Below are 24,876 nucleotides of genomic sequence, written 5' to 3'. Positions count from 1 at the left end.
TGGATGATGATTTATCAGGACTGAGCTTGCGCTAGATCAATTGCCTGGGGGAGCAAGTGCCGGAAATGAGATCCCGGTTAAATAATGAGAAAACTCAACTTATTGACGCGCTTTGCCAGCATGTCGTTGTGCCCTGTTGGCAATGTTGGTTGGTATGCCTGATGTGGCAAGGGTTGGCTTGAAATCGAGCATGTGACTTATCTATTTATGGGTATAGATTGGGCAGTGAATATTTATTCTGTATTTGGGTGGGTTTTGAACCCGGTGAGAGGCACAGGAGAACCAGATTCAATCATCTCGCCTCTGCCTGTCATTCGCGGCAGTTTATTCGCATCGGGTACGTTTGATTGACCTGCTGAAATGAAAGAGCCGGCATGGCCGGCTCATTGCGTGTCTGTCTGGGTGATCTGCGATCAGACCAGGGCCTGGGCCAGCAGATGGACGGGATGTTCACAGCGGGAAATCGGAGTGCTCATCTCTGTATCCATCAGCGTGTTGCATCCCCCACTGTGGTTCCTTATGCCAGCGCCCGGGCAAGCAGTAGTATGGGATGTTCACAGCGGAAAGTCGGAGTGCTCATCTCTATATCCATCTGTCACTTTGCTCTCTTATGCCAGCGCCTGGGCAAGCAAGTGGATGGGATGTTCACAGCGAAACTCTGTGCTCATCTCGATCTGCCACTTGCAGGTCTCGCAGTCGGTGATGACCAGATCAGGCTTGAGGCGGTTTATCTGATCAAACAACCCTTCACCTATGGCCTGGCTGGTCTCGTAGTTCTCGGACTTGAAGCCGTAGGTGCCGGCGATGCCGCAGCACTGGGACTCCAGTACCGTCACCTTGACCCCGGGAATGGCGCGCAGCAATTCGAGGGTATAGATGACGCCGCCCATCTTCTCCATGTGGCAAGGAGTATGGTAGGCGATGTGCAGGTCCAGCGGCTTCATGGCCGGTTTGTTGCCCTTGTAAAACTCGTTCCACAGGAAGCGGGTCACCAGCGAGATGCGATCCCGCACCTTGTGATTGTCCTGCTCCAGCAGGTGGGGGTATTCGTCCCGCAGGGTGAAGCCGCAGGTGGAGGAGGTGGCCAGCAGCGGCATCTCGTTGCCGAGCAGGGTGTTCTCAAGCTGCCTGATGTTGAAAGCCGCCTGCTGCTTGGCCTTATCCATGAAGCCGTTGGCAATCAGCGGTACGCCGCAGCACTTCTCCCGCTCAAGCAACTGCACGCCAATGTTCATGGCGTTGAGCACCTGCACCAGCTCCTTGCCGAGCTGCGGGTGGTTGTAGTTGACGTAGCAGCCGTGGAAATAGGCTATCTGGCGCTCATATTGGGCCTGTGTGGCCTTCTGCTTCTTGTACCAGCCGCGAAAGGTGCCCTGGGAATATTTGGGCAGGTCACGATGGGAGGAGACCCCCAGCGCCTTGTCCAGCACCAGCTTCATGGGCTTGAGGCCGGTGGTGAAGTTGACCACGGGGGCCATCAGGGTGGACATGCTGCCCATCAAGTCGGTGTGGGAGAGCACGAACTCGCGGATCCCGGGTTTGAAGCCGCTGTACTTGTCTTTTGCCTTGGCGATGATGTCGCCGATGCGCACGCCGCTCGGGCAGGCCACTTCACAGCGCTTGCAGTTGGTACAGTATTTGAGGGCGCTGTCGAACAGTTCCGGGCTCTTGATCCGCAGCCGCTCTCCATCCGGGCCCGCCTGTTTGGGGCCAGGGTAGGCGGGGTTGGCCTTGGCCACAGGGCAGTAGGCGGTGCAGACGGTGCATTTGATGCACTGATCGAAAGTTTGGTTGGCGTGATCCAGTAGCATGTCAGTTCTCCTCCCGGCGATGATGAAGACACGGGATATGGGACGAAGTAATCATTGGGCCGCGCCCAGAATATGGCCAGCGGCTTGCCAGCCGGTGGCAACGGCGACGCCGGAGCCGGAACCTTCACGGGATTGGGCATCGTAGTGGGCCAGCACGTTGTGTTGTGCGAATGAAGGTGTGTGGCTCATCTCACACCCCCGCCAGAATATGGCCAGCGGCTTGCCAGCCGGTGGCAACGGCGACACCGGAGCCGGAGCCCTCTTTGATGGGGTCATAGTGAGCCAGCAGGCTGCCCGCGCCATAGAGATTGGTGAGCGGTTTACCGCCGCGCAGCACTCTGAGCTTGTCGTCTGTCTTGACCCCGAAGCCCATGAAGGGGTGGTGGTCGAACAGGCGGCGACCAGCCCAGGCATCGCGCTCCTCCAGACTCAGCACGTCGGCGTCGAAGATGGGCTCGCGAATGCCGCGCAGACGGGATTCGAGGCCGCGGCTGAAGAAGCTGCCGGAGGCGAGCACGAAGTGATCTGCTTCAAACAGTTGATCGTCGCCGTTCTGGCTGTGCACACCGAGCACCTTGTCCCCTTCGTAACGGGCGCCAAGCACCCGCTCGCTGGTGAGGAAGGTACCGCCCAGGGCCTGGAAGCGACGCTTGAGCGCCTCTTGCATACGCATGCCGATGAGCGACGGCGGCATGGTCGCCACCTCCTTGATGGTGCAGCCGGTGCGTTTTTCCAGTTCCGCCAGACGGGGGCCGACCAGCCCCAGTGACAGGCAGGCGGGCAGCACCACATGGCGGCAGCCGGGATCGCTGCTCTCGTGCACCATACGGCAGATCTCGCGGGCCAGATCTGCCAGCAGATCGGGCTGGTCGCCCTTTTGTTTGTCAAACAGGCGGGCTATGTCGGCGGAGCGAAACTCGTGGGGATTGCGGCTGAACTCGGCGAGCTGGGGCAGGCGAATTTCCCCTGTCATGATGCGACAGTGGGCGAAGCGCGGATGGGTCGCCAGATTGGCGGCCGCGAGCGCCGGGTGAAAGTCGCGAAACCCTTCCAGGGTCGCCAGCAGGATGGCATCGGGAGCCGGCGCATCCGTCTGGCAGGCGCAGGTGTGGGGCGACAGCCAGGTGGATTTCAGGGTGCCTATGGGGGTCAGCCGCTGGTGGTTGGTCTCCTGGCGAAACAGGGGCAGCCCCTGCTCGTGGCAGTGGCGCTGCAGATCTGCAAGGCTCGCCTCTATGTTGGTCAGGCCTACTTTGCTGTAAGGGTGCTCCGGGTGCTCGGCCATGAAGGTAGGCAGGGCGGCGCGGGGATCCCCCTCGCTCTCAAGCAGGTCGATGGAGCCGGAAGAGAAGTGCAGGGCACTCTGGCCAGAGGCCATCAGCAGTGTCTTCTGACCCGCTTCGGCGAGGCGCAGCGCTGCCGAGAGACCCGCCATGCCGCCACCTATCACGATACTGTCGAATTTCATGACTGCACTCCTTGAGTCAATGGGGCCTGGTTGTGATCCTCTGTCCTGGTCACAGGGTCGAGGGGAAAGGGGGGCTCGGCCACCAGATGGGGCGCCGTCCACTCTCCCAGACCAAACAGCCCTTCGTAGATCCAGTAGGTAAACTCCGCTTCCCGCAGGGCATCACCCCACAGCACGGGGCGGGTACCCTTGTAACGCTCCTCCAGGAACTGGCGCAACATGACACAGGCCTCGCGGCCATCGGCCTTGCCATACTCCTGCATCAGGCCGGCGGCCCGGTAGGCGCACAGCTCACCCTGACAAGGGCCCATGCCCAGGCGCGTGCGGCGGCGAAGATCCACCAAGTTGTCCACGTCCAGCTCCCGCAGGGCGTATTCGATTTCACCGGCCGTCACCATCTCGCATTCGCAGATGAGGGCGTTGGCCTTGGGGTTGTCACGAAAGAAGGCGATGACCCGCTCGCCGTGGCGATACTGGGCCGAGCCTTCTGCCGGGGCCGACAGACCGGGGGCGGAGACCTTCTCCGGATCTCGCGAGCCGGGCAGTCTGAGTTCGGCGGTGCGGCACGGCTTGGTGTTGCCTATCTTCCTGGCGATAAGGTCGGTGGCCCACTCGGCCATCAGCCGGTAGGTCATCAGCTTGCCACCGGTGATGGTATTGAAGCCCTGTAGCCCGTCGCGCTCGGCATGATCCAGTAGCACTATGCCGCGGCTGATGTTGCGGCCTGTCTCGTCGCCATCCACCGCCACCAGGGGGCGAACCCCGGCGTAGGCGCGCAGCAGACGGGTGCGGGCCATGATGGGGGCGAGCTTGATCCCCTCGCGCAGCAGCACTTCCACCTCGTCCGGGTCCACTGTGAGCTGGTCAATCTTGTGATAGTCGATGCGGCTTGAGGTGGTGCCGATGAGGGAGATGGTATCGCCAGGCACCAGTATGTCCGCATCCGCCGGTTTGCGAGCGCGGTTGAGCACCATCTGGTTGATGCGGTAATCCATGATGAGCAACGAACCCTTGGCCGGGAACATGCGGATGCCGAGATCGGCGTACTCGCAGATCTGCTGGCCCCAGATCCCGGCAGCGTTCACCACCTCCTGGGCCTCCACTTCGAAGGCTTCACCGGTGCGGGTGTTGATGGCCTTGACGCCATAGACCCTGTCCTGATTGCGCAGCAGCCCCAGCACCTTGCTGTGGGTGAAAATGCGCGCGCCGTGTTCCTTGGCATCCAGTACGTTGGCGGCGGCGAGGCGGAAAGGATCCACAGTGCCGTCCGGTACTTGAATAGCCCCTATCAGGGCCGGGTTGACGTTGGGCTCGAGGCGCAGCGCATCGGCCGGATCCAGCTGGCGTGTATCTATGCCCGCCAGGGCGCAGGCATCCATAAAGGTTTTTTGAAAATGGATGTCATCTTCCGGCAGGGTGACGAAGAGGCCGCCCGTGTCCTCGACGCAGTGGCTGGCGATCCGCTTGAGGATGCGGTTTTCCTGAATGCACTCGCGGGCGGATTCCGGATCCGTCACCGCATAGCGGGCGCCAGAGTGGAGCAAACCGTGGTTGCGGCCTGTGGTGCCGGCGGCGATGTCATCGCGCTCCAGCAGGATGCAGTCGATGCCGCGCAGTGCGCAATCGCGCATGATGCCGGCTCCGGTTGCGCCACCCCCTATGATGACGACTTGTGTGGTTATTCTTTTCATTCTTGCCCGTCTCATCTCTTCCAGATGGGAACAGTGTCCCTTACTCATGGGATGAAATGTTTGATATGGGCCAAATTAATGTTCGTAAACGCGCACAAATGACAAGGATATGAGCATTATGTGACGGGAGTCACAAGAGACAGCCGCAGGCGTCACCGGTGAACAAAGAAAAAGGGCGCCGAGCGCCCCAAAAGCTGGATGGTCGAGCCTTTAACCGCAGCACTTCTTGAACTTTTTGCCGCTGCCACAGGGGCAGGGGTCGTTGCGCCCTGCCTGCAGCGGTGCCGGATCCTGCTCGCCATCGGCATAGACCCAGCGCCCCTGATGGCGCACGAAGCGGGAACGCTCATGCAGGCAGAGACGCTCATCTCCCTCCCGGAACCAGGCCTTGAATTCCACCATGCCGGTGTCGTCCAGCGGACCACCCTGAGCGGCGAGGATATCCAACCCGTCCCAGCGGGTGTCGGTCTGGGAGAGTTGATCTGCCGTCAACCCACCCAGATTATCAGGGTGCCAGCTGTGTACCAGATAGTCGCCCAGCCCCAGCACGAAGGCACTGTAACGGGAGCGCATCAGCTGCTCCGGTGTGCGGGCCTCGGCCCCCTGGTGCAGTGATCCACAGCACAGTTCGAGAGAAAGAGTGGAACCGCAAGGACATTTGTTCATGTGTCAGCCCATCAGGGTCGATAGATAAAGGTGCGGGGATTGTAGCGAAAGCGGGTCCCCGTCGACCAGCGTCCTATACTGGTCAGGTAGGAACGGAACACCAATAAAAACAGCAGCAAGGATGTGAAAAATGACGCTAAAACAGAAAATTCTGTTGTTGGGAGCCGTCCCCGTGCTCCTGATGGCTCTGGTCGTCAACCTCAGCAATTACATGATCTCCAAGAGCGATCTCGAAGCCGATCTGATCGTTGCGCGGGAGAATGCGATCAAGGAGCGCAAGGTGCTGCTCAGCAGCTATCTGATGCTCGCCAAGACGGCTGTCGACACTGTCTACAATCAGCCAGATACCCCGGAAGTGCGCAAGCAGGTAGCCGAAATATTGCGGCCGCTGCGCTACAGCAGCGATGGCTATTTCTTCGTTTACGACTTTCAGGGCAATACCGTCTTGTTGCCGACTCGCCCCGATATGGAAGGCAAGAACCGTTGGCAGGACAAGGATGCCAAGGGCAAGCTGCTGATCCAGGAGATCGTCAAAGCCGCCCGTCAGGGAGATGGTTTCTCCGAATACTGGACCGCCAAGCCTTCTATCGGGCGGGATGCGCCCAAGCTCTCCTTCAACCTGGTGCTCGACAAATATGAGTGGATTATCGGCACCGGCTTTTATATCGACGACATAGACAACGAGCTGGCGGCGCTGCGCACCGAGCGCGAGAACAACATGCACGGCTCCCTGCAAAGCAGTGTGCTGCTGATCCTGGTGATACTGGGTATCACTCTGGTGGCGACAGTGGTGATAGGCAACCGGGTTACCCGGCCGCTGGCAGATGCAGTTCAGGCACTTAATGACATCGCAGACGGTGAGGGGGATTTGACCCAGCGTCTCAAGGTGCAGAGCAATGATGAAATTGGCCAGCTGGCCACGGCGTTCAACCGCTTCGTCGAGCGGATCCAGTCGGTGGTAAGCCAGGTGGGGGAAACCAGCAACCATCTGTTAAGTGCCGTGGAGAAGTTGCACAGCTTGAGCGAACACTATGATCACCAGATGCAGGGCCACAGCAGAGAGACGGATCAGGTGGTCACCGCCGTGACCGAGATGAGCTCCACTGCGCAGGAAGTGGCGGCCAGTGCCTCCAACGCGGCGACGGCCACCAGCGACGCGGCACGGGAGTCCGACGCTGCCCGTGGCGTGGTGGGCACCGCCATCAACAGCATCAACCGGCTGGTGGGGGAAGTGCATACCGCCTCCGGGGTCATCGAGCAGCTAGCCCATGAAACCGGCAAGATTGGCTCTGTGGTGGAGGTCATTCGCGGCATTGCAGAGCAGACCAACCTGCTGGCGCTCAACGCCGCCATCGAAGCGGCCCGGGCCGGTGAGCAGGGGCGCGGCTTTGCGGTCGTTGCGGACGAAGTGCGCTCCCTGGCGGGCCGAACCCAGCAGAGCACCAAGGAGATCAACGAGATGCTTCAACGGCTGCAAAGTGGCGTCAAACAGGCGGTAGACGTGATGCAGGCCAGCGAGGAGCGCAGCCAGGAGACGGTACAGGAGGCAAGCCATATCGCCACCTCTCTCGACAGCATGGTGATGGCGGTCAGCACCATCAACGACATGAATATCCAGATTGCCACCGCCGCCGAGGAGCAGCATGCGGTGTCAGAAGAGATCAACAAGAACCTGGTGGCTATCCAGCAGATCGTCAGCGAGCTGACCGATGCGGCTGTGGAGTCCAACAGCACCACCCGCGACCTGGCCAGCACGGGTGACAAATTGCGTAAACTCGTCTCCCAATTCCGTTATTGATCGCATTTTTGCCGTCTGGATGTCATTTCCAGACGGCAAATTTGGGGATCGGCAGAGAATGTGGGAAAATTGCCGCCATCCGTTCCTTTCGTTAACCCGTACCCTATGAATGAGATCGTGAAAGGCAGTATCGATTTGATCCGTCAGCTCAACTATGGCCTGGTCTACGCCAGCCTGGAGGAGCACAAGGAGCTGTCCCGTACCGATCTGTCCCGTTTGACCGGCCTCTCTCCGGCCAGCATCACCAAGATCACCCGTGAACTGCTCGATGGCGGTCTGGTGGTGACCTGTGGCGAAAGCTCGGTGGGGCGTGGTCGCCGTCAGACCCTGCTGCGCATCAACGAACGCCGCTTCCAGTTTCTCTCCATGCGCCTCGGCCGTGGCTATGTGGACATGGCCCTGTTCGATTTGGCCGGTCGCTCTCTCGCCCGTCATCGTCATACGTTCAGCGAAGTGGAACGTGCCGATCTGCTGGCCAGTCTGGTGCGAGCCATTGAGGGTTTCCTGCCAAAGAAGGCGTTGCGCCTTGCCTGTATCGCCCTCTGTCTGCCCGGGCAGGTGGAGCGCCACTCCGGTATGGTGAAACACTTCCCTTTCTATGATCTGCGCAACTGGCCCCTTGGCCCGACCCTGCAGCAGGCGTTCGCGGTGCCCGTGCTGGTCAGTGGCGACGTGCGCACCTGGATCCAGGCCGAGCGTGAATGGGGCGCAGCCAAAAATTGTGCCGATGCCGTGCTGGTGTTCGTCCACAACGACATAGGGGTCGGCATGGTGGTCAATGGTCAGCTTATCGAGAGTGAGTCGGCCCTGCTCGGCGATCTCAGCCACTTGCAGCTCGAACCCTATGGTCAGCGCTGCTACTGCGGCGGCTTTGGCTGCGCCTGTACCCTGGTGACCAATCAGGCGCTGGAGGCGCAATATCGGGAGCTGCGCGAGCGCATGCAGGAGTATGACTTGCCGGAAACTGTCACCATCCGCGAGTTGTGCGAGCTGGCGCTGGCGGGCAACAGCCTGTGTCAGGACATTCTCCATCAGGCGGCCGGTCGTCTCTCCCGGGTGCTCTCCAACCTCATCTGTTTGCTCAACCCGGGCAAGCTGCTGTTGGGGGGGGAAATAACCCGCGCCGATCGGCTGCTGTTCCCCATGCTGCACCAGTCCCTGGCCAGCCAGTTGCCAGCCGAATACCTGGTGCGGCTGCAAATCGAATCCACCCATTTCTACGAAGATCCCACCAAGCCCACCTCGGTACAGGTGCACAAGGCCCTGCGCGATGGCAGCCTGCTGCTCGACTTGTTGCGAGGCGACAAGGAGGCATGACGCTCGGGTTGCAAGGACGCTTCCTGCTTATGCTCTGTCTGGTCAGTCTGCTGCAACTGGTGTTGCTGAGCGGGGCCAGTTACTACTACGTCTCCGAGCAGCGCTACCAGGAGGTAGGTGATCAGGCCCTTGACGTGGCGCGACTGGTGGCCCGTGAGCCCGGCGTCATTGCCGGGGTAAAGCGGGGCGACACAGCCCGGCTCAATGTGCTGGTTGAGCAGATCCGCGCCGAGGTCGGCGCCAGTTATATCGTCATTGGTGACAGCGAGGCGCGGCGGCTGGTGCACCCCAATGCGGATCGCATCGGCAAGCCCATGGTGGGGGACGATCCTGCCCGAGCCCTGCAAGGAGAGGCCTATATTTCCCGTGCCCAGGGGTCGCTCGGAGTCTCGGTGCGCGGCAAGGGGCCGATCCGCAACGAGATGGGACAGGTCATCGGCGTAGTGTCGGTCGGTTATCTGGTGCGCGACATAGATGCAGACCTGCAGGATTTTCTGCGCTTCGGTCTGGGAATGACCCTGATTATCGTCTTGCTCAACAGCGCTGCTGCCGCCTGGCTGGCGCGGCGCTACAAGCGGGCGATTCTCGGGTTCGAACCCGAGCAGATCGGGCGCCTCTATGCCGAGCTGGATTGCACCCTGCGCACGGTACGCGAGGGGATCCTCACCATAGATGAGCAAGGCAGGCTTACCTCCCTCAACCCGAACGGCATCCGGCTGCTGCGCCTCGATGAGCTGGCTGCCAGGGCGGCCATCGGCCAACCCGTCACCCAACTGTTGCCTGAAAGCCGCATGCTCTCCCTCATTCAGGATCCGCGCCCCCAGTATGACGAAGAGATAGTGCTCAATGGCCAGCAGCTCATCGTCAACCGGCTGCCGCTGGTGCGGGACGGCAAACTGATTGGCGCCGTGTCGAGCTTTCGCCGCAAGGACGAGCTGGCCGAGCTCAGCGCCCAGCTCTCCCAGGTGCAGGCATACAGTGACCTGTTGCGGGTACAGACCCACGAACACAACAACCAGCTCGGCACCATAGCCGGCATGATAGAACTGGGTGCTACCCAGGAGGCGCTCGCCTTCATCGGGCGGGAAGCCGCCACCGAGCAAACCCTGCTCAGCTTCCTGATGGGGGCCATTGCCAAGCCCAAGGTGGCAGGCTTGCTGCTTGGCAAGTATCACAGGGCCCATGAACTGGGGCTGGCATTGGTGGTGGACCCAGACGCCCGTCTGCACGACATACCCCTTCGTGTGAGCGGCTCCCAGCTGGTGACACTGCTGGGCAATCTCATCGACAATGCCTTCGAGGCGACCCGTCGCCACGGCGCGCCTTACCAGCCGATCCGGGTCTCGTTGAGCGATCTTGGCCAGGATCTCATCCTGGAGGTGGAGGATGGGGCGGGTGGTATAGACCCTGCCCTGGCGGACAGATTGTTCGAGCGCGGGGTCAGCAGCAAGGTCGAGCCCGGTCACGGTATCGGGCTGGCGCTGGTGCGCAAGACGCTGGATGCCCTGCAGGGGACCATCACCATCGAAGCCACGACGCAGGGAAGTTGCGTCGTTTGTTACATTCCCAAGGAGGTGTGAGTGATCAAGATCCTGATCGTCGAAGATGATCCGGCTATCGCCGAGATCCACCGTCGCTTTGTGCAGCGGCTGGCGGGCTTCGAGGTGCTGGGGGTGGCGCTCACCCTGTTCGATGCCAGAGAGCAGATAGACATTCTCAAACCCGATCTGGTGCTGCTGGATGTGTGGCTGCCCGATGGTGAGGGCTTTACCCTGCTGCGTGATCTGCGTCAGGCCGGGGCCAGCCTGGATGTCATCCTGCTCACTGCCGCCCGTGAGGCCAACGCCTTGCAGGAGGCTATGCGGCTCGGGGTGGTTGACTTCATCCTCAAACCCGTGGTGTTCGAACGGCTGCGCGATACCCTTGATAACTATTGTCAGAGCCGCGCCGCGCTGGCGGCGCTGGCTGACATCGATCAGCAGGCGGTGGATGCCCTGTTCGGTACTCCGCTGCAGCAGGTGGCGGCCGGCGGCCTGCCTAAGGGGATAGATGCGCTTACCCTGCAACGGGTATTGGCGGCGCTGACGGGGGTGGGAGCCAGTGCCGAGGAGATAGGCAACCGGGTGGGGGTGAGCCGCACCACGGCGCGCCGTTATCTGGAGTTTCTGGTGGGCCAGCAGCTGGCGAGCCCTGAGCTGGAATATGGCACCGTCGGGCGGCCGGAGCGCCGTTATCAGTCAATACAGAAGCGCCAACACTGACGCATCAGCATGCTGCACTCATCTTTGATGTCATAAAAAGAGCGCCTTTTGGCGCTCTTTTTCATGGCGGGTTCATGGAGATCAGGTCAGCTCCGAGTGCAGCGTCTCCAGCGGCGCCCTGCGCGCTTGCCACCACCGCCACACCGGCAACAGCAGCATCATCAGGGTCACCAGCGTGAAGCCGAGGGTGATGGGGCGCTCCCATAGAAAACTCAAAGAGCCGTCGTTGATCACCAGGGCGCGGCGCAAGTTGTCTTCCAGCATGCCACCCAGAATGAAGCCGAGCAGCATGGGGGCCATGGGGAAGTTGAGCAGGCGCAGGCCGATGGCGATCAGCGCCACCAGTGCCATCACATGAATGTCCATGGTATTGAAGGAGACCAGATAGACGCCGGTCAGAGAGAACAGCAGTACCATGGGAATGAGCACGGGGCGCGGCACTGCCAGTACCCTTGCCAGGTAAGGAATAAGCGGCAGGTTGAGCACCAGCAGGACCACGTTGCCCAGATACATGGAGATGATCACCGACCAGAACACCTCTGGGTGTTCCATGAAAAGGCGAGGGCCCGGCTGGATGCCGTAGGCAACCAGGGCGCCCAGGATCAGCGCCGTGGTACCGGATCCCGGGATCCCCAGGGTCAGCAGTGGCACGAAGGAGCCGGTAGAGGCGGCATTGTTGGCGGCTTCCGGTGCGGCCAGGCCGCGCAGACTGCCCTTGCCGAACTGATCCTGATGCTGCTTGCCGGCGATGTTGCGCTCGGCACCATAGGCCATGAAGGCCGCTATGGTGGCACCGGCCCCCGGCAAGACGCCGATCAGGAAACCAAGTACGGAGGAGCGGGCAATGGGCGGTGCTATCTCGCGTATCTCTTCCCGACTCAGCTTGAGGCTGCCCAGATGCTTCATCTGCCGAGCCTCTTCCTCGCTATTGTCCTTGCCCGGACGCAGGACCGTCATCAGTATCTCCGCCAGGGCGAAGGTGGCCATGGCCAGCAGCAGGAAGGAGAAGCCATCGCGCAAATCCGGCAGACCGAAGGTGAATCTGTCCACCCCGACACTGCGGTCGATGCCGATGGTGGAGATCATGATGCCAAACAACGCCATGATCAGCGCTTTGAGTACCTGCCCCTTGCCGGCAAAGGCGGCCACGGCCGACAGACCCAGCACCATGAGGGCGAAATAGTCTGCCGACTGGAAGGAGAGGGAGACCTTGGCGAGCAGCGGCGCCGCCACCATCAGCATGATGGCCGACAGAGTGCCACCAGTGAAGGAGGCGTAGGCGGCGATGGCCAGCGCTTTGCCCGCCTGGCCCTTGCACGCCAGGGGGTAGCCGTCAAAGGCGGTCACCACTGTGGCCGAGCAGCCGGGGGCGTTGATCAGGATGGAGGAGGTAGAGCCGCCAAAGATGGCGCCGTAATAGACGCCGGCCATCAATATGATGCCGGAGGCTGGATCCAGCCCGTAGGTGATGGGGATCATCAGGGCGATGGCAGTGACCGGGCCCAGACCCGGCAGCATGCCGATAAAGGTGCCGACGAAGCAGCCGAGCACCACCATCATGAGGTTGACTGGCAGCAGTGCTGTGCCGAGTCCTTGCAAGATTCCGTCTAACATGGTGATTCCTTAAAACCCGAGCAGGGTAAACAGCCGACCCGGCTCCAGATAGACATTGAGCCCCTTGGTGAGCAGTGCCCAGAAACCGATGGAAAAGGGGACGCTGATCATCAGGCCATAGCGCAGACTGGGCTCACCCAATACCCGTATGCCCACGGTCAGGAAGGCGATGGTGGAGAGCACGAAGCCAAACCAGGTCAATCCCAGGCCATAGATGACCATGAGTCCGAGCAGGATGAAGACCCGGCGCCAGTCACCGGATTCCCTGCGCAGTGGCTCGCCGCCCGGGGAGAGAACCAGCAGCAGGGAGAACAGGGCACCCAGCCCGGCCAGGGCATAGGGCAGGGTGCTGGCGGTGAAGGGTTCATATTCGTCACCGGGGTAACCGGGGATCTTGGTGGCGTAATAGCCATAGGCGATGGAGAGCAGCAAAAACAGCAGGCCTCCCAGTCGCTCCTTGGTGATATTCATGTCTGTCTCTCCAGCATGGACGGCGGGCGCCAGGCCCGCCTGTGATGTGACAACGAGGATTACTTGATGAAGCCGAGCTCGCGCATCAAGCCGCCGATCTGCTGCTCCTGGCTGTTGAGGAAGGCGGTAAAGTCGGGGCCGGACTGATAGAGATTGGTCCAGCTGTTGCGGGCGCGAACCACTTCCCACTCCGGCTTGTCATACATCTGCTTGAGCAGGGCGGCAAACTCGGCGGATTTCTCCGGGCTGATGTCGGGGGAGGCGAAGTAACCGCGCCAGTTGGCAAATACGGTTGGGTTGCCCTGCTCACTGAAGGTGGGCACCTGATTGGCCCCCGGCATCCGCTCGGCGGCAGTCACACCCAGGATCCGCATCTGGCCAGATTTGACCGCCTCCATCGCCTCGCCAAACCCGGTGGAGAGCACCTGGGTTTCTCCTGCCAGTACTGCGGCCATGGCGCTGCCGCCCGCATCATAGGCCACATAGCGCAGCTTGCTGGCATCGGCTCCCCCATTCTTGAAGGTCATGGCGGCCACCAGATGGTCCAGGCTGCCACGGGCGGAGCCGCCGGCTATCTTCACCTTGGCCGGGTTGGCTTCATAGGCTGCCAACAGTTGGGACCAATTCTGGTAGGGGGAGTCCAGCGGTACGGCCAGTGCCTGATAATCGGCGATGATGGCGGCGACCGGGGTGAGATCCCGGAAGGACTGCGGCAACTCTTTGGAGAGGGATTTGACGATGATGGGGGTGGAGTTGACCATCAGTGTCTTGTCGGACTGGGCCGACGTTTCGATCAAATGGGCGATGGCTTTTGCGCCGCCACCGGCGGAGATGTTCTGGTAAGAGGCGGTGGTGATGAGGCCGGATTTGGTCAGCGCCTCGCCGGTGCCGCGGGCCGTGTTGTCCCAACCACCGCCGGCACCGCCGGGGATCAGAAAGTGGATGTCATCTATTTTGGCCTGTACGCCGAGGCTGGCGCCAAGCAGGCAGCAGAGCAGGGTGCGCTTGAGGGTTCCTTGCAACATGATGTACTCCTTGTGATTGTTGCAAAGAGGTTAATTAATCATGTCGGGTTGGAGAACAATCTGACCGTAATGGCTATTAAGGCTGTTCTGGTCATTTTGTGCATTTTGGTCATGGGCAGATGCTTTGTTGCTGAAAGATGGCTTGATGTCGCGTTGGCAAGGCGCTGGAGGTAAAAAACATTAGGCTCCCCGCGTAAAAAGTGGGGAGCCTGGTTCGTGCTGGCAGCGGCTTGGTCGCCGCTACGTTTTTGCCGCTGAGGAAACCTTGTCGCCGATGGTCTCCTGCTGTTTGGTGGTTTCAGTGGCCTGCTGTTTGCGCTGCAGCTGCTCCATCACCAGCTTGTAGGCGATGTAGTACTTGTAGATGTTGCCCACGTAGGTCACTGTTTCTGGGCCTATTTTCTCAGCCGCCACATACTCGACGTTATGAAACCAGATGTTGGGATCCAGTCCCCGTTTCTTGGCCTCTGTCCGCAGTCGTGCCACCCGGGCGGGGCCGGCATTGTAGGAAGCAAATGAAAACAAGGCCTTGTCGAGGGCCGTCATGGGCTCGTCGGCGTAGTAGTGATCGATCATCCAGCGCATGTATTTGACGCCACCGTGGATGTTGGGTTCTAGCTGGCGAATGTCGCCTACCTTCAGACCTTTGCCGGTGGCGGGCATGATCTGCATGATGCCGATGGCGCCGACCGGGCTGCGCGCCTTGTGGTTGAGTGCCGACTCCTGATAGCCCTGAGCCGCGATCAGCAGCCAGTCCACATCGAAACGATCGCCGTACTGGCGAAACAGGTCTACCAGCTGCAGGAATTTCTTGCGCTCAGTCTCGGCGGCAGCGCTCTTGACGAATTTGTTCTGCTTGAGATAACGGGCCAGGATGTCCTCTCCTGTGGCCTTGCCCCGCTGGGCTGCTATCTGCTCGTTGAGCATGGCGAGCAACTTGGGACTCTCCTTGCGTACTGCCCAGGCGATGACCCCCCCTTCACGGAATGCGGGTTGTTCGTGGATCTGGATGGCGGGAAAAATCTTCTTCCAGAAGCGAGCCTTGTGCTCATCCATGACGATGAAGGGCAGCAGGCCGGCATTGACCATCTCCACCAGATCCTCATCTTCCAGGGATTCCGGGGCAGGCTTTATGTCGATGAGGGGCTCACCCGCGGTTTTGCGGGCCTGGTTATAGGCGATGAGGCTCTCGAAGTAACTTGAAGAGGGGCGCACATGGACAGTTTGGCTGCCGAGTCCGGCGACACTCTCCACCCTGGGTGAGTGAGGCCCCGAGATCAGCAGTTCCCGCACGTTTTCCAATAAGGGATTGGTAAACTCCACGCCCTGCTTTTTGCGCTGATCCGTGATGGTGAGGTTGGCTGCCGCTATGTCACCTTTGCCGTCGATCAGGGCTTGCAGCAGGGCTTCACGGGCAACCGGAATGAAGACGAACTGCAGCTTGAGGTGGCGCTTGATGGCCTTCTGTTTGCGCAGCTGATCGTTGAGCCGTTTTTCTACCTGCATGAAAGCATCGTAGGTTACGCCCCGTTGGACCCCTTTGTTGATGAAGTAGCCGGTCTTGTTGTAGGTGGTGAGAACCCGGATGGTGCGTCGTTCCAGCATGTCATCGAGGTCGCCAAACAGGGGGCGGGACAGTTCCTCTGCGCTAAATGCCAGGGACGCCGGCACTTCGTCGGGCGCTGCCGTTTGTTCAGCCGCCGTGGCCGGCGCCAGGCAGCACAGCATCCAGCCCAAAATGATCCATAACCTTTTCATGATGAGTACCTCACTCTTTTCATTGAGTGTAAGTGGCAGGCAAGGGGCTACTTAGCTCATTGAGTTTGGTCCAACGTGTCAGATAGCACCATTGGCTCTATTTTGTGGTGCTGCAGCCGTCTCGTTCGAGATGGTCAAGCATGCCTGTTGGGGCAGAGGTGTGATGCGGATGACTGCAGACACGAGATGTTGCGGTATCTGGCAGAGGACAGGGAATGGGAAAACCGTGAAATATAGAAGGGGAACCATAACGGCTCCCCTTCTATTGCAGCAAATCCGACGTGGCGTTAGAACCAGAAGCCGATGATGAAGGACCCCGCCAGGGTCAACATGACGTTGGCCACCGCATAGGTACCCGCATAACCGAGCGCCGGAATGGAGCTGTTGGCCGCTTCGTTCACCACGTCCATGGCCGGGGCGCAGGTGCGGGCCCCCGTGATGGCACCCAGCAGCAGTGCCGGGTTCATCTTCAGCACCCAGACTCCGAACAGATAGCCCACCAGCACCGGCAAGGTGGTCACCAGCATGCCGGAGAAGAGCACCACCATACCCACTTCACTCAGGTGATCGAGGATGCCGCCACCGGCTTTCAGACCCGTGCTCACCATGAAGACGGCGAGCCCCAGATCCTTGGCCAGACGCAATGCCCCGGGCGGCACATAGCCGACTGTGGGGTGGTTGGCGCGCAGGTAGCCCATCAGGATCCCTGCCAGCAGCAGGCCGACGGCGTTGCCCAGACCAAACTCGAGCTGGCCGAATACCAGGGAGACGGAGCCAATCAGCAAACCCAGCACGAAGAAGGTGGTGAAGGCGACCAGATCCGTGGTCTGGCTGTGGATACTGATAAAGCCGATCTTGTTGGCCAGCAGCTTGACCCGCTGCTTCTCGCCGCTGATCTGCAGCACGTCACCCTTTTGCAGCATGATGTTGCGATCAAACGGCATCTCTATCTGGGACCGTACCACCCGGTTGAGGAAGCAGCCTTTCTCGGTGAGGTTGAGCTCCACCAGATGGCGCCCGACTACCCCATCGTTTTTCACCACTATTTCTTCGGTAACTATTTGAAGATCCAGCAGGTTACGGTCGAACACCTCTTTACCGTTGCGGTAATTGACGTCGAGTTTCTCGTGGCTTTCCGGATAGCCTACCAGGGCGATCTCGTCCCCTTCTTGGATGACGGCATCACCATCCGGGCTTGCCAGTATGCCGTTGCGGCGGATCCGCTCCACATAGCAGCCGGTGTGGGGATAGATACCGGTTTCCCGCAGGGTACGACCACCAATCCAGGCTGCCAGCTCGGGGCCGACCCGATAGGCGCGGATGATGGGGAGGTAGGTTTTGCGACTTTCGTTGTCCGACAGTCCACGTTCACGGGCAATCTTCTGCGCTTCTGTGCTCAAATCCAGCCTGGCCAGTGAAGGCAGGTAGCGCACCACCAGCATCAGGCCTACCAGGCCGACCAGATAGGTCAGCGCATAGCCAATGCCCATGTTGTCGAGTACGGACTGCATGTCTGTCTTGTGAGGCAGGTTGAGCAGGCCGCTGCGCAGGGCATCCTGCGCACCAACCAGGGCCGGGGTTGAGGTGAGCGAGCCCGCCAGGATCCCGGCGGCCATGCCTGGCCCCAGGTTGAAGAACTTGGCCAGCCCCACTGTCAGCAGCAGCGCCGTCAGCAGGATCACCAGAGTGAGGGTGATGTAGTGAATGCCGTCCCGCAGGAAGACGCTGAAAAAGTGCGGCCCCGCCTCTATCCCCACGCAGAAAATGAACAGCATGAAGCCGACGTTCTCCGTGGTGGCGGTGAACTCGAAACCCATCTGGCCGAACAGCAGGGCGGTAAACAGCACGCCTATGGTGTTGCCAATCTGGAAATTGCCGAGCCTGACTTTGCCGAGCAACAGGCCGAAGGCCAGTACCACGAACAGCAGCAGGGAGTCGCTTTGATGTAACAGTGTCACGAAATCTATGGTCATGCCCGGAAAAACCGAGGAAAAAAGTGGGGCCGATATTGTGCCGGATCCCTTACCAATAAAGAAGCGCCAAAGGAGGATTAATCGGTAGCAAGCTGCCTTGCTGCCCCTTGGTTGAGGGAAAACACGGGGCAACCAGGAAGATCCGCTCTATTTCGCGCTGTCTGCCCCGCTGTCAATTAGTGATTCCTGCTATCTGTGATCCTTGTCCGCATGGCCTGCTTGAAAATTTATTCCCTGCTGTTTGGGAGAGTCGTTTCGCGGTTTTTCAGCATATCTGACTGAAGAGCGGGGGAGAAGTCAGGAACCGGTTCAAGGGGCCGGTACGGATGCTGACCCACTGTTCGCGGGATAGCGAAAAGATATCTGGAAAAGGCATCTGATGGCCGGTGTTTCGACCCATTTAGGGGGGCATTCAAAAACAGCAGAAAATGAGGTTGGGAAGAGAAATCGGAGCCGGTCGATGGCAATGGCCTGCCAAGCTAGGCAGTGACTGGGTTTGACTGACTTACCCACAGATTCTGTGGATAACCCTGTGTGTGAAACTTGGCGATCAGGCTGCAGGCCGCGCCAATACTGGGTTGCAAGGGCTGTTCAAAAAATACCGGAAGAAAAATGTTTCTATAAAAATCAAATAGTTAGGCGCAACAGAACAAAACGCTGCTGGCATGGACAGGGAGACAAAAGGGGGATGTCACCGCAGTGAGCGGCTTGTGCATTAAAATCGGCAGAGGAAAGCACTAAAGTGGATAACTTGCACCGAGATGGTGAGGAATTGGCTCCCCCGACTGGACTTGAACCAGTGACATACGGATTAACAGTCCGCCGTTCTACCGACTGAACTACGGGGGAACATCAGGCAAGGAGGGGCATCATACAGAGGTCGCTTTTTGAGGTCAATAGCCGCTTGGGCAGGAGAGTGGATACCCAGGCCACCCCAACTCGGAGTACACTTCTTCCTTGCCGTTTTTTGCCGGGAGTTGTCATGAGCAAGTTATTTCAGTTGGCCAGCCAGTTTCAACCTGCAGGGGATCAGCCAGAAGCGATCGCCCGTCTGCTTGATGGCATCGAATCCGGCCTGGCCCATCAGACCCTGCTCGGGGTGACAGGTTCGGGCAAGACCTTCACCATGGCCAACGTGATCGCGACCCTGAACCGCCCCACCATGATCATGGCCCCCAACAAGACGCTGGCTGCCCAGCTCTATGGCGAGATGAAGGAGTTTTTCCCCGAGAATGCGGTGGAGTACTTCGTCTCCTACTACGACTACTACCAGCCCGAGGCCTATGTACCGACCACGGACACCTTCATCGAGAAAGATGCCTCCATCAACGATCACATCGAACAGATGCGGTTGTCGGCCACCAAGGCGCTGCTGGAGCGGCGGGATGTCATCATAGTCGCGTCCGTGTCGGCCATCTATGGTCTGGGTGACCCCCAGGCTTACCTCAGCATGATGTTGCACCTCAAAGTCGGGGACGTGATCAACCAGCGGGATATACTGCGTCGCCTCGCCGAGCTGCAATACACCCGCAATGACATGGCATTCCAGCGCGGCACCTTTCGGGTGAGGGGAGAGGTGATCGACATCTACCCCGCCGAGTCGGACAAGCTGGCGCTGCGCGTGGAGCTGTTTGATGAAGAGGTGGAGCGGCTCTCCCAGTTCGATCCCCTGACCGGTGCCATCGAACAGACGGTGGTGCGCTACACCATCTATCCCAAGACCCACTACGCCACCCCGCGCGAAACCATTCTGGGTGCCATCGAACATATAAAGGAGGAGTTGAAAAGCCGCCGGGAACAGCTGCTGTCTCTCAACAAGCTGGTGGAGGAGCAGCGCATCAGCCAGCGCACCCAGTTCGACATGGAGATGATGCAGGAGCTGGGCTATTGCTCCGGTATCGAGAACTACAGCCGCTACCTCTCCGGTCGTGCACCGGGGGAGCCGCCGCCCACCCTGTTTGACTACCTGCCAGGGAATGGCCTGCTCATCATCGACGAATCCCACGTGACGGTGCCGCAGATCGGCGCCATGTTCAAAGGGGACAGATCCCGCAAGGAGACGCTGGTGGAGTACGGCTTTCGTCTGCCCTCGGCACTCGACAACCGGCCCCTCAAGTTCGATGAGTTCGAGGCCCTGATGCCGCAGACGGTGTTTGTCTCGGCTACCCCTGGCCCCTACGAGCTGGGCAAATCCGGCGATGACGTGGTGCAGCAGGTGGTTCGCCCGACCGGTTTGCTCGATCCCGAGATAGAAGTGCGCCCGGTGACCACCCAGGTGGACGATCTGCTCTCCGAGATCCGGCTGCGGGTCGCGATGGAGGAGAGGGTGCTGGTGACGACCCTCACCAAGCGGATGTCGGAGGATTTGACAGAATATCTGGCGGATCATGACGTTAGAGTGCGCTACCTGCACTCGGATATCGATACCGTAGAGCGGGTGGAGATCATTCGCGATCTGCGCCTCGGCAAGTTTGACGTGCTGGTCGGCATCAACCTGCTGCGAGAGGGCCTCGACATGCCGGAGGTCTCTCTGGTGGCCATCCTGGATGCGGACAAAGAGGGCTTCCTGCGCTCCACGCGCTCCCTCATTCAGACCATTGGCCGCGCCGCTCGCAACCTCAACGGCAAGGTGATCCTGTACGGGGATTCCATCACCAACTCCATGAGAGTGGCCATCGAAGAGACGGAGCGTCGTCGCACCCTGCAGCATGCCCATAACCTCGAACACGGCATAATCCCCAAAGGGCTCAACAAGTCGGTGGGGGATGTGATGGACATGGGGGGCAGCCGCAGTGCAGGCAAGACGGGCAGGGGAGGTCGCAAGGCTGCCGAGCCACAAGGGGAGTACCATGTTCGCTCCGCTGGCGAGATCGCAAAAGAGATCAAGCGGATGGAAGAGCAGATGTTCCAGCATGCCCGGGATCTGGAGTTCGAGCAGGCAGCGGCGCTGCGAGATCAGATCCAGCGGCTGCGCCACGAGTTGATCGAGAGTTGAACAACAAGCCGAATGGCAAACGCTGGCTCATCTGGCGGCGCATGCGCCGTCTCTATCAGGGCTTTCGCCATCCTGCCACTCCCTGGTGGGCCAAGGGGCTGGTGATCCTTATCCTGCTCTATGGCCTCAGTCCGGTAGATCTCATCCCCGATGTGGTCCCCCTGCTTGGCTGGTGTGATGACCTGACCCTGCTGCTGCTTTTATTGTGGGGATGGGAGAAGTGCCTGCCCGAACATGTCAGGCTGACACTGGATAAACGAGACTGAACCAGTTTCCCCCTTAATCAAGGGTGAACAGGCGTTAGTTATTTATGATTTTTTGGATAAAAAGGGAATCGATTGGGTTTCGCCTTTCGTTGATTAAAAAGAGCGCAATGGGGAGATTGTGACCCTGAATGCATTGGCGTAGACTCCACGCCGTTCACTTCATGAGTATGAAAAAATGGATCTGATCCTGTTTGCGATTGACTTTATTCTGCACGTTGACGTGCATTTGAGAGAACTTTTTGAAAACTATGGCGTCTGGGTTTATGCCATCCTGTTCCTGATCATCTTCTGCGAGACAGGGCTGGTGGTCACTCCCTTCCTGCCGGGTGACTCACTGCTGTTTGCTGCCGGTGCCCTCACAGTGGGCAGTGTGCTGGATGTACATACCCTGGCGGCCCTGCTGATCATCGCTGCCGTGCTTGGCAACGTGGTCAACTACACCATTGGTCACTTCTTCGGCGAGCAGCTGTTCCGCAACCCTGACTCCAAAATCTTCCGTCGGGATTATCTGGACAAGACTCACGCCTTTTACGATCGCCATGGTGGCAAGACCATAATCATCACCCGTTTCCTGCCGATCGTGCGCACCTTTGCTCCCTTCGTTGCAGGCATGGGGGCCATGACCTATCCGCGCTTCCTGGTATTCAACCTGGTGGGGGGGCTGCTGTGGGTTATTTCCTTCGTGTATGCCGGCCACTTCTTTGGCAACTTGCCCGTGGTGCGTCAGAACTTTACGCTGCTCATCTTCGGCATCATCTTTATTTCCTTGTTGCCCATGGTCATCGGCATGGCAAAGGCCAGGATGCATGCCAGCAAGGCAGCATCCTGATCGGCGCATCGCTGACGGGCAGGTCATAAAAATGGGAGCCACTGGCTCCCATTTTTATTGTGTGAACACTGGCTCGGCCGCATGGGTGCCCCTTGAACCGGTTGCTGATAGCCAGGATCACAAACGCCAGAGGCAGGCGGCAAAGATGGTATTCAGCCCCATGAAGAAGGGGTGTAGGAAGCGGGTGAGGTCATAGAAGTTGATTGAAAAAGGGAGCCAATGGCTCCCTTTTTCTGCTTGCTACTCTGGATTAACTGCAGCATCGCCCCTTGACCAGATTGCCTATGGTCACGACCGCAAACACCAGCAGGTAGGCGGCGAAGATGGCGACAAGCCACTGAGGCATGGAGAAGCTCAGGAATTGCCAGCTGATCTCGCTGCAATCTCCATCCGGGAAGAATAGCCAGGGCAGCCACTGATCGAGAGGAGCCCAGCTGGGGAAGTCGGCAAAAGGGCTGCAGACGTTGAATGGGGAAGGATTCATCTGATAATCCACGTGCTTCAGTGCCAGCTGAAGGCCACGGAAGGCACTGTAGCCCCAGAGCAAGAGGGCACTCCAGCGGAGATACCACTTCTCTGGTGCCACCATGCCGAGCAAGCCTGCCGAGAGTACCCCCAGGATGGCAAGGCGCTCGTACACGCACATGACACATGGGTGCAGACCCAGCACATATTGGAAGAAGAGGGCACTCAACTCAAGGAACAAAGCGGACGCGGCAAGCAGACCCCATGCCAGTCGATGGGCGGCAATACGACGCAGGAACTCAATCATCTGGTTGATCTCACAGAAAAAACAGTGGCTGAATTAGAGCAGAGCAGGGGATAAAAAGAAAGGTGCTGTCCCAATCCCGCATGGTGAGACGAATCCATTGTTTGTTTTAAGGCTTATCTTGGTAGGTGATGGCTTTGAAGACAGCGCGTAACCGTCAAGTTGAGCGGATACCAGATCCAACATGTGAACAAGTAGCACCGTCAGTTGAAAGAACGGATTGAGTGATGCCACGGTTTGGCGACCCATTGCCTGGGAAATTATCCGGGTTGGCGCAGGATGCTGGAACGTTACGGAAGGGGGAAATATCAAAGCGTGTTTGCACGAGACTCTGGGGCACCCCATGCAACACGTAATTGGGACATAGCCAAAAAAGAAAGGGCCCGCAGGGGCCCTTGGTCTTTAGTGCAGTGCAGGTAGTGCAGCAGGTGCAACGCTGTGAGGCAGGATCCACCCGGCCTGATAGAACCACTCTGTGGTAGGTGCAAGCAGCAGTTCCACCGCGAAGAAACCGACCAGCCCCAGCACCAGGGTGTAAGGCAGCGCCATCCACACCATGCGACCATAGGAGAGTCGCAACAGGGGGGCCAGTGCCGAGGTCAGCATGAACAGGAAGGCAGCCTGACCATTGGGGGTCGCCACTGAGGGCAGGTTGGTACCTGTATTGATGGCAACCGCCAGCAGGTCGAACTGTTCGCGACTGATGGCATTGTTGAGCAGTGCTGTTTTCACCTCGTTGATGTAGACAGTGCCGACGAAGACGTTGTCACTGACCATGGAGAGCAGGCCGTTAGCCAGATAGAAGAGGGCGAGTTGATCGTCCGGCTCTGCGGCCAGTACCCACTGGATAACCGGTCTGAACAGCTGCTGATCGATGATGACGGCGACCACGCTGAAGAAGACGGCGAGCAGGGCGGTGAAGGGCAGCGCCTCCTGGAATGCTTTGCCCAGCGAGTGCTCATCGGTAATGCCGGTCAGTGAGGTTGCCAGCACTATGACTGACAGCCCGATCAGCCCAACGGCGGCCAAATGCATGGCAAGGCCGATGATCAGCCAGATAGCAATCAGCGCCTGTACCATCAGCTTGGCTTTGTCCTGAGGAGTGCGTTTGGCATCCTCATGACGGTTGTACTCTTCCATGATCATGCGTACCGAGTTGGGTAATTTGGCGCCATAGCCAAACCATCCCATCTTCTCCACCAGCACGCAGGTAAGCAGACCACAGATAAAAACAGGCAGAGATACGGGGGCCATACGAATAGCGAATTCACCAAAATACCAACCCGCCTGCTCGCCGATGATGAGGTTTTGCGGTTCACCCACCAGAGTACAAACCCCTCCCAGTGCCGTCCCTATGGCTGCGTGCATCATCAGGCTGCGAAGAAAGGCACGAAATTGCTCGAGCGCCTGATGGTGATCCTCCTGTACCTCCTGATCATGGGTGTGGTCATGTTCATGACCAAAACTCTTGCCAGACGACACCTTGTGGTAGATAGCGTAGAAACCGGTCGCCACACTGATCACCACGGCGATCACGGTCAGGGCGTCAAGGAAGGCTGACAGAAAGGCTGACACCAGACAGAACGCCAGAGAGAGCAGCGTCTTGGAGCGGATCCGGATCAGCATCTTGGTGAACACATAGAGCAGTAGTTGCTTCATGAAGTAGATGCCTGCCACCATAAATACCAGCAGCAGCAGCACTTCAATGTTGGCCACCAGTTCATGTTTGACCTGCTCTGCCGAGGTCATGCCGATGAGCACGGCTTCAATGGCCAGCAGGCCGCCGGGCTGCAGTGGGTAGCATTTGAGCGCCATTGCCAGGGTGAAGATAAATTCGACGACCAGCAGCCAGCCGGCAGCAAAGGGATCGAGATAAAAGGCGATCGGGTTGATCACCAGAAATAACAGAATTGCGCTCTTGTACCACTTTGGCGCATGACCCAAAAAGTTCTTGGCAAATGCGTTCCCTAAGCTGATTGGCATAATAATGGATCTCTGTTTCGTTGTTGGTGTCTGCTTCTGTGCAGTCAAGACAGACTCGTCCTTAAATATCCGGATGCTGTCCCATATCAGATTGATTCTTCATGATTTTAATCAAAAAGAGCACTAACTATAAATAACATAGTGCCCCTTGCCCAAGATAATGTCTGTTTTATCGACAGGG

Annotated in this window: 19 protein-coding genes, 1 tRNA gene and 1 pseudogene; 8 read left to right on the top strand and 13 right to left on the bottom strand. The window is 59.1% G+C overall.

Features of this window, described 5'->3' with window-relative positions:
- Positions 1–608 precede the first annotated feature (608 nt).
- From glpC to GWQ31_RS05850, 5 genes are all read right to left on the bottom strand, one after another.
- Positions 609–1,811: an anaerobic glycerol-3-phosphate dehydrogenase subunit GlpC gene (gene glpC, locus GWQ31_RS05870; RefSeq protein WP_159166279.1), complete on the bottom strand. Its 1,203-nt coding sequence runs from the start codon at positions 1,809–1,811 to the stop codon at positions 609–611.
- Positions 1,812–1,862: 51 nt separating this feature from the next.
- Positions 1,863–2,000: a hypothetical protein gene (locus GWQ31_RS05865; RefSeq protein WP_159166280.1), complete on the bottom strand. Its 138-nt coding sequence runs from the start codon at positions 1,998–2,000 to the stop codon at positions 1,863–1,865.
- A 1-nt stretch (position 2,001) separates the two neighbouring features.
- The gene (gene glpB, locus GWQ31_RS05860; protein WP_275908873.1) at positions 2,002–3,279 is read right to left on the bottom strand and encodes a glycerol-3-phosphate dehydrogenase subunit GlpB; all 1,278 of its coding nucleotides are present in this window, start codon (positions 3,277–3,279) and stop codon (positions 2,002–2,004) included.
- Positions 3,276–4,970, bottom strand: coding sequence for an anaerobic glycerol-3-phosphate dehydrogenase subunit A (gene glpA, locus GWQ31_RS05855; RefSeq protein WP_275908872.1), 1,695 nt, complete (start codon positions 4,968–4,970; stop codon positions 3,276–3,278). Before glpA ends, glpB begins: the two co-directional genes overlap by 4 nt.
- 210 nt (positions 4,971–5,180) lie before the next feature.
- Positions 5,181–5,636: a YchJ family protein gene (locus GWQ31_RS05850; protein WP_265462891.1), complete on the bottom strand. Its 456-nt coding sequence runs from the start codon at positions 5,634–5,636 to the stop codon at positions 5,181–5,183.
- Between the two features lie 130 nt (positions 5,637–5,766).
- Between GWQ31_RS05850 and GWQ31_RS05845 the strand changes: the two genes are divergently transcribed.
- The 4 genes from GWQ31_RS05845 to GWQ31_RS05830 all read left to right on the top strand — a co-directional run bounded on the left by GWQ31_RS05845 (position 5,767) and on the right by GWQ31_RS05830 (position 11,012).
- The gene (locus tag GWQ31_RS05845; protein ID WP_275908871.1) at positions 5,767–7,434 is read left to right on the top strand and encodes a methyl-accepting chemotaxis protein; all 1,668 of its coding nucleotides are present in this window, start codon (positions 5,767–5,769) and stop codon (positions 7,432–7,434) included.
- Positions 7,435–7,539: 105 nt separating this feature from the next.
- Positions 7,540–8,751: an ROK family transcriptional regulator gene (locus tag GWQ31_RS05840; protein WP_275908870.1), complete on the top strand. Its 1,212-nt coding sequence runs from the start codon at positions 7,540–7,542 to the stop codon at positions 8,749–8,751.
- Positions 8,748–10,331, top strand: a complete 1,584-nt coding sequence (locus tag GWQ31_RS05835) for a sensor histidine kinase (RefSeq protein WP_275908869.1) — start codon at positions 8,748–8,750, stop codon at positions 10,329–10,331. The genes GWQ31_RS05840 and GWQ31_RS05835 overlap by 4 nt, the downstream gene beginning before the upstream one ends.
- Positions 10,332–11,012 (top strand): response regulator, encoded by a 681-nt coding sequence (locus tag GWQ31_RS05830; RefSeq protein WP_275908868.1) that lies wholly within the window; start codon positions 10,332–10,334, stop codon positions 11,010–11,012. It begins immediately after the preceding gene.
- Positions 11,013–11,093: 81 nt separating this feature from the next.
- Here the strand turns inward: GWQ31_RS05830 and GWQ31_RS05825 are convergent, their stop codons facing one another.
- The 6 genes from GWQ31_RS05825 to GWQ31_RS05800 all read right to left on the bottom strand — a co-directional run bounded on the left by GWQ31_RS05825 (position 11,094) and on the right by GWQ31_RS05800 (position 18,702).
- The gene (locus GWQ31_RS05825; protein WP_059113411.1) at positions 11,094–12,626 is read right to left on the bottom strand and encodes a tripartite tricarboxylate transporter permease; all 1,533 of its coding nucleotides are present in this window, start codon (positions 12,624–12,626) and stop codon (positions 11,094–11,096) included.
- A gap of 9 nt (positions 12,627–12,635) precedes the next feature.
- A complete protein-coding gene (locus GWQ31_RS05820; RefSeq protein ID WP_021138258.1) occupies positions 12,636–13,097 on the bottom strand; it encodes a tripartite tricarboxylate transporter TctB family protein in 462 nt (153 codons plus the stop codon).
- 59 nt (positions 13,098–13,156) lie between these two features.
- Positions 13,157–14,122, bottom strand: coding sequence for a tripartite tricarboxylate transporter substrate-binding protein (locus tag GWQ31_RS05815; protein ID WP_059113414.1), 966 nt, complete (start codon positions 14,120–14,122; stop codon positions 13,157–13,159).
- A gap of 240 nt (positions 14,123–14,362) precedes the next feature.
- Positions 14,363–15,880: a lytic transglycosylase F gene (locus GWQ31_RS05810; RefSeq protein ID WP_275908867.1), complete on the bottom strand. Its 1,518-nt coding sequence runs from the start codon at positions 15,878–15,880 to the stop codon at positions 14,363–14,365.
- Between the two features lie 287 nt (positions 15,881–16,167).
- Positions 16,168–17,853 (bottom strand): aspartate:alanine antiporter, encoded by a 1,686-nt coding sequence (locus tag GWQ31_RS05805; RefSeq protein WP_021138261.1) that lies wholly within the window; start codon positions 17,851–17,853, stop codon positions 16,168–16,170.
- A 773-nt stretch (positions 17,854–18,626) separates the two neighbouring features.
- Positions 18,627–18,702, bottom strand: a tRNA-Asn gene (locus GWQ31_RS05800).
- 133 nt (positions 18,703–18,835) lie between these two features.
- Between GWQ31_RS05800 and uvrB the strand changes: the two genes are divergently transcribed.
- From uvrB to GWQ31_RS05785, 3 genes are all read left to right on the top strand, one after another.
- Entirely contained in the window at positions 18,836–20,848 is a 2,013-nt protein-coding gene (gene uvrB, locus GWQ31_RS05795) for an excinuclease ABC subunit UvrB (protein ID WP_275908866.1), read from the top strand.
- Positions 20,849–20,889: 41 nt separating this feature from the next.
- Positions 20,890–21,114, top strand: a complete 225-nt coding sequence (locus tag GWQ31_RS05790; protein WP_087757344.1) for a DUF1232 domain-containing protein — start codon at positions 20,890–20,892, stop codon at positions 21,112–21,114.
- A 175-nt stretch (positions 21,115–21,289) separates the two neighbouring features.
- A complete protein-coding gene (locus GWQ31_RS05785; RefSeq protein WP_021138264.1) occupies positions 21,290–21,943 on the top strand; it encodes a DedA family protein in 654 nt (217 codons plus the stop codon).
- 250 nt (positions 21,944–22,193) lie between these two features.
- Here the strand turns inward: GWQ31_RS05785 and dsbB are convergent, their stop codons facing one another.
- On the bottom strand, positions 22,194–22,715 hold the full coding sequence (gene dsbB / locus GWQ31_RS05780) for a disulfide bond formation protein DsbB (RefSeq protein WP_169046199.1): 522 nt from the start codon (positions 22,713–22,715) through the stop codon (positions 22,194–22,196).
- A gap of 168 nt (positions 22,716–22,883) precedes the next feature.
- Between dsbB and GWQ31_RS05775 the strand changes: the two are divergent.
- Positions 22,884–23,079 (top strand): annotated as a pseudogene (locus GWQ31_RS05775) (IS1595 family transposase); the annotation flags it as partial.
- Between the two features lie 35 nt (positions 23,080–23,114).
- Here GWQ31_RS05775 and nhaB read toward each other — a convergent pair.
- Positions 23,115–24,695 (bottom strand): Na(+)/H(+) antiporter NhaB, encoded by a 1,581-nt coding sequence (gene nhaB / locus GWQ31_RS05770; RefSeq protein WP_021138266.1) that lies wholly within the window; start codon positions 24,693–24,695, stop codon positions 23,115–23,117.
- Between the last annotated feature and the right edge of the window lie 181 nt (positions 24,696–24,876).

Origin of the sequence: Aeromonas sp. 2MA4 (genome assembly GCF_029237305.1) — a bacterium.
GTDB classification, from domain to species: Bacteria; Pseudomonadota; Gammaproteobacteria; order Enterobacterales; family Aeromonadaceae; genus Aeromonas; species Aeromonas salmonicida.
The sequence above is the reverse complement of the archived record's forward strand: the minus strand, read 5'-3'. Positions and strand labels throughout refer to the sequence as shown.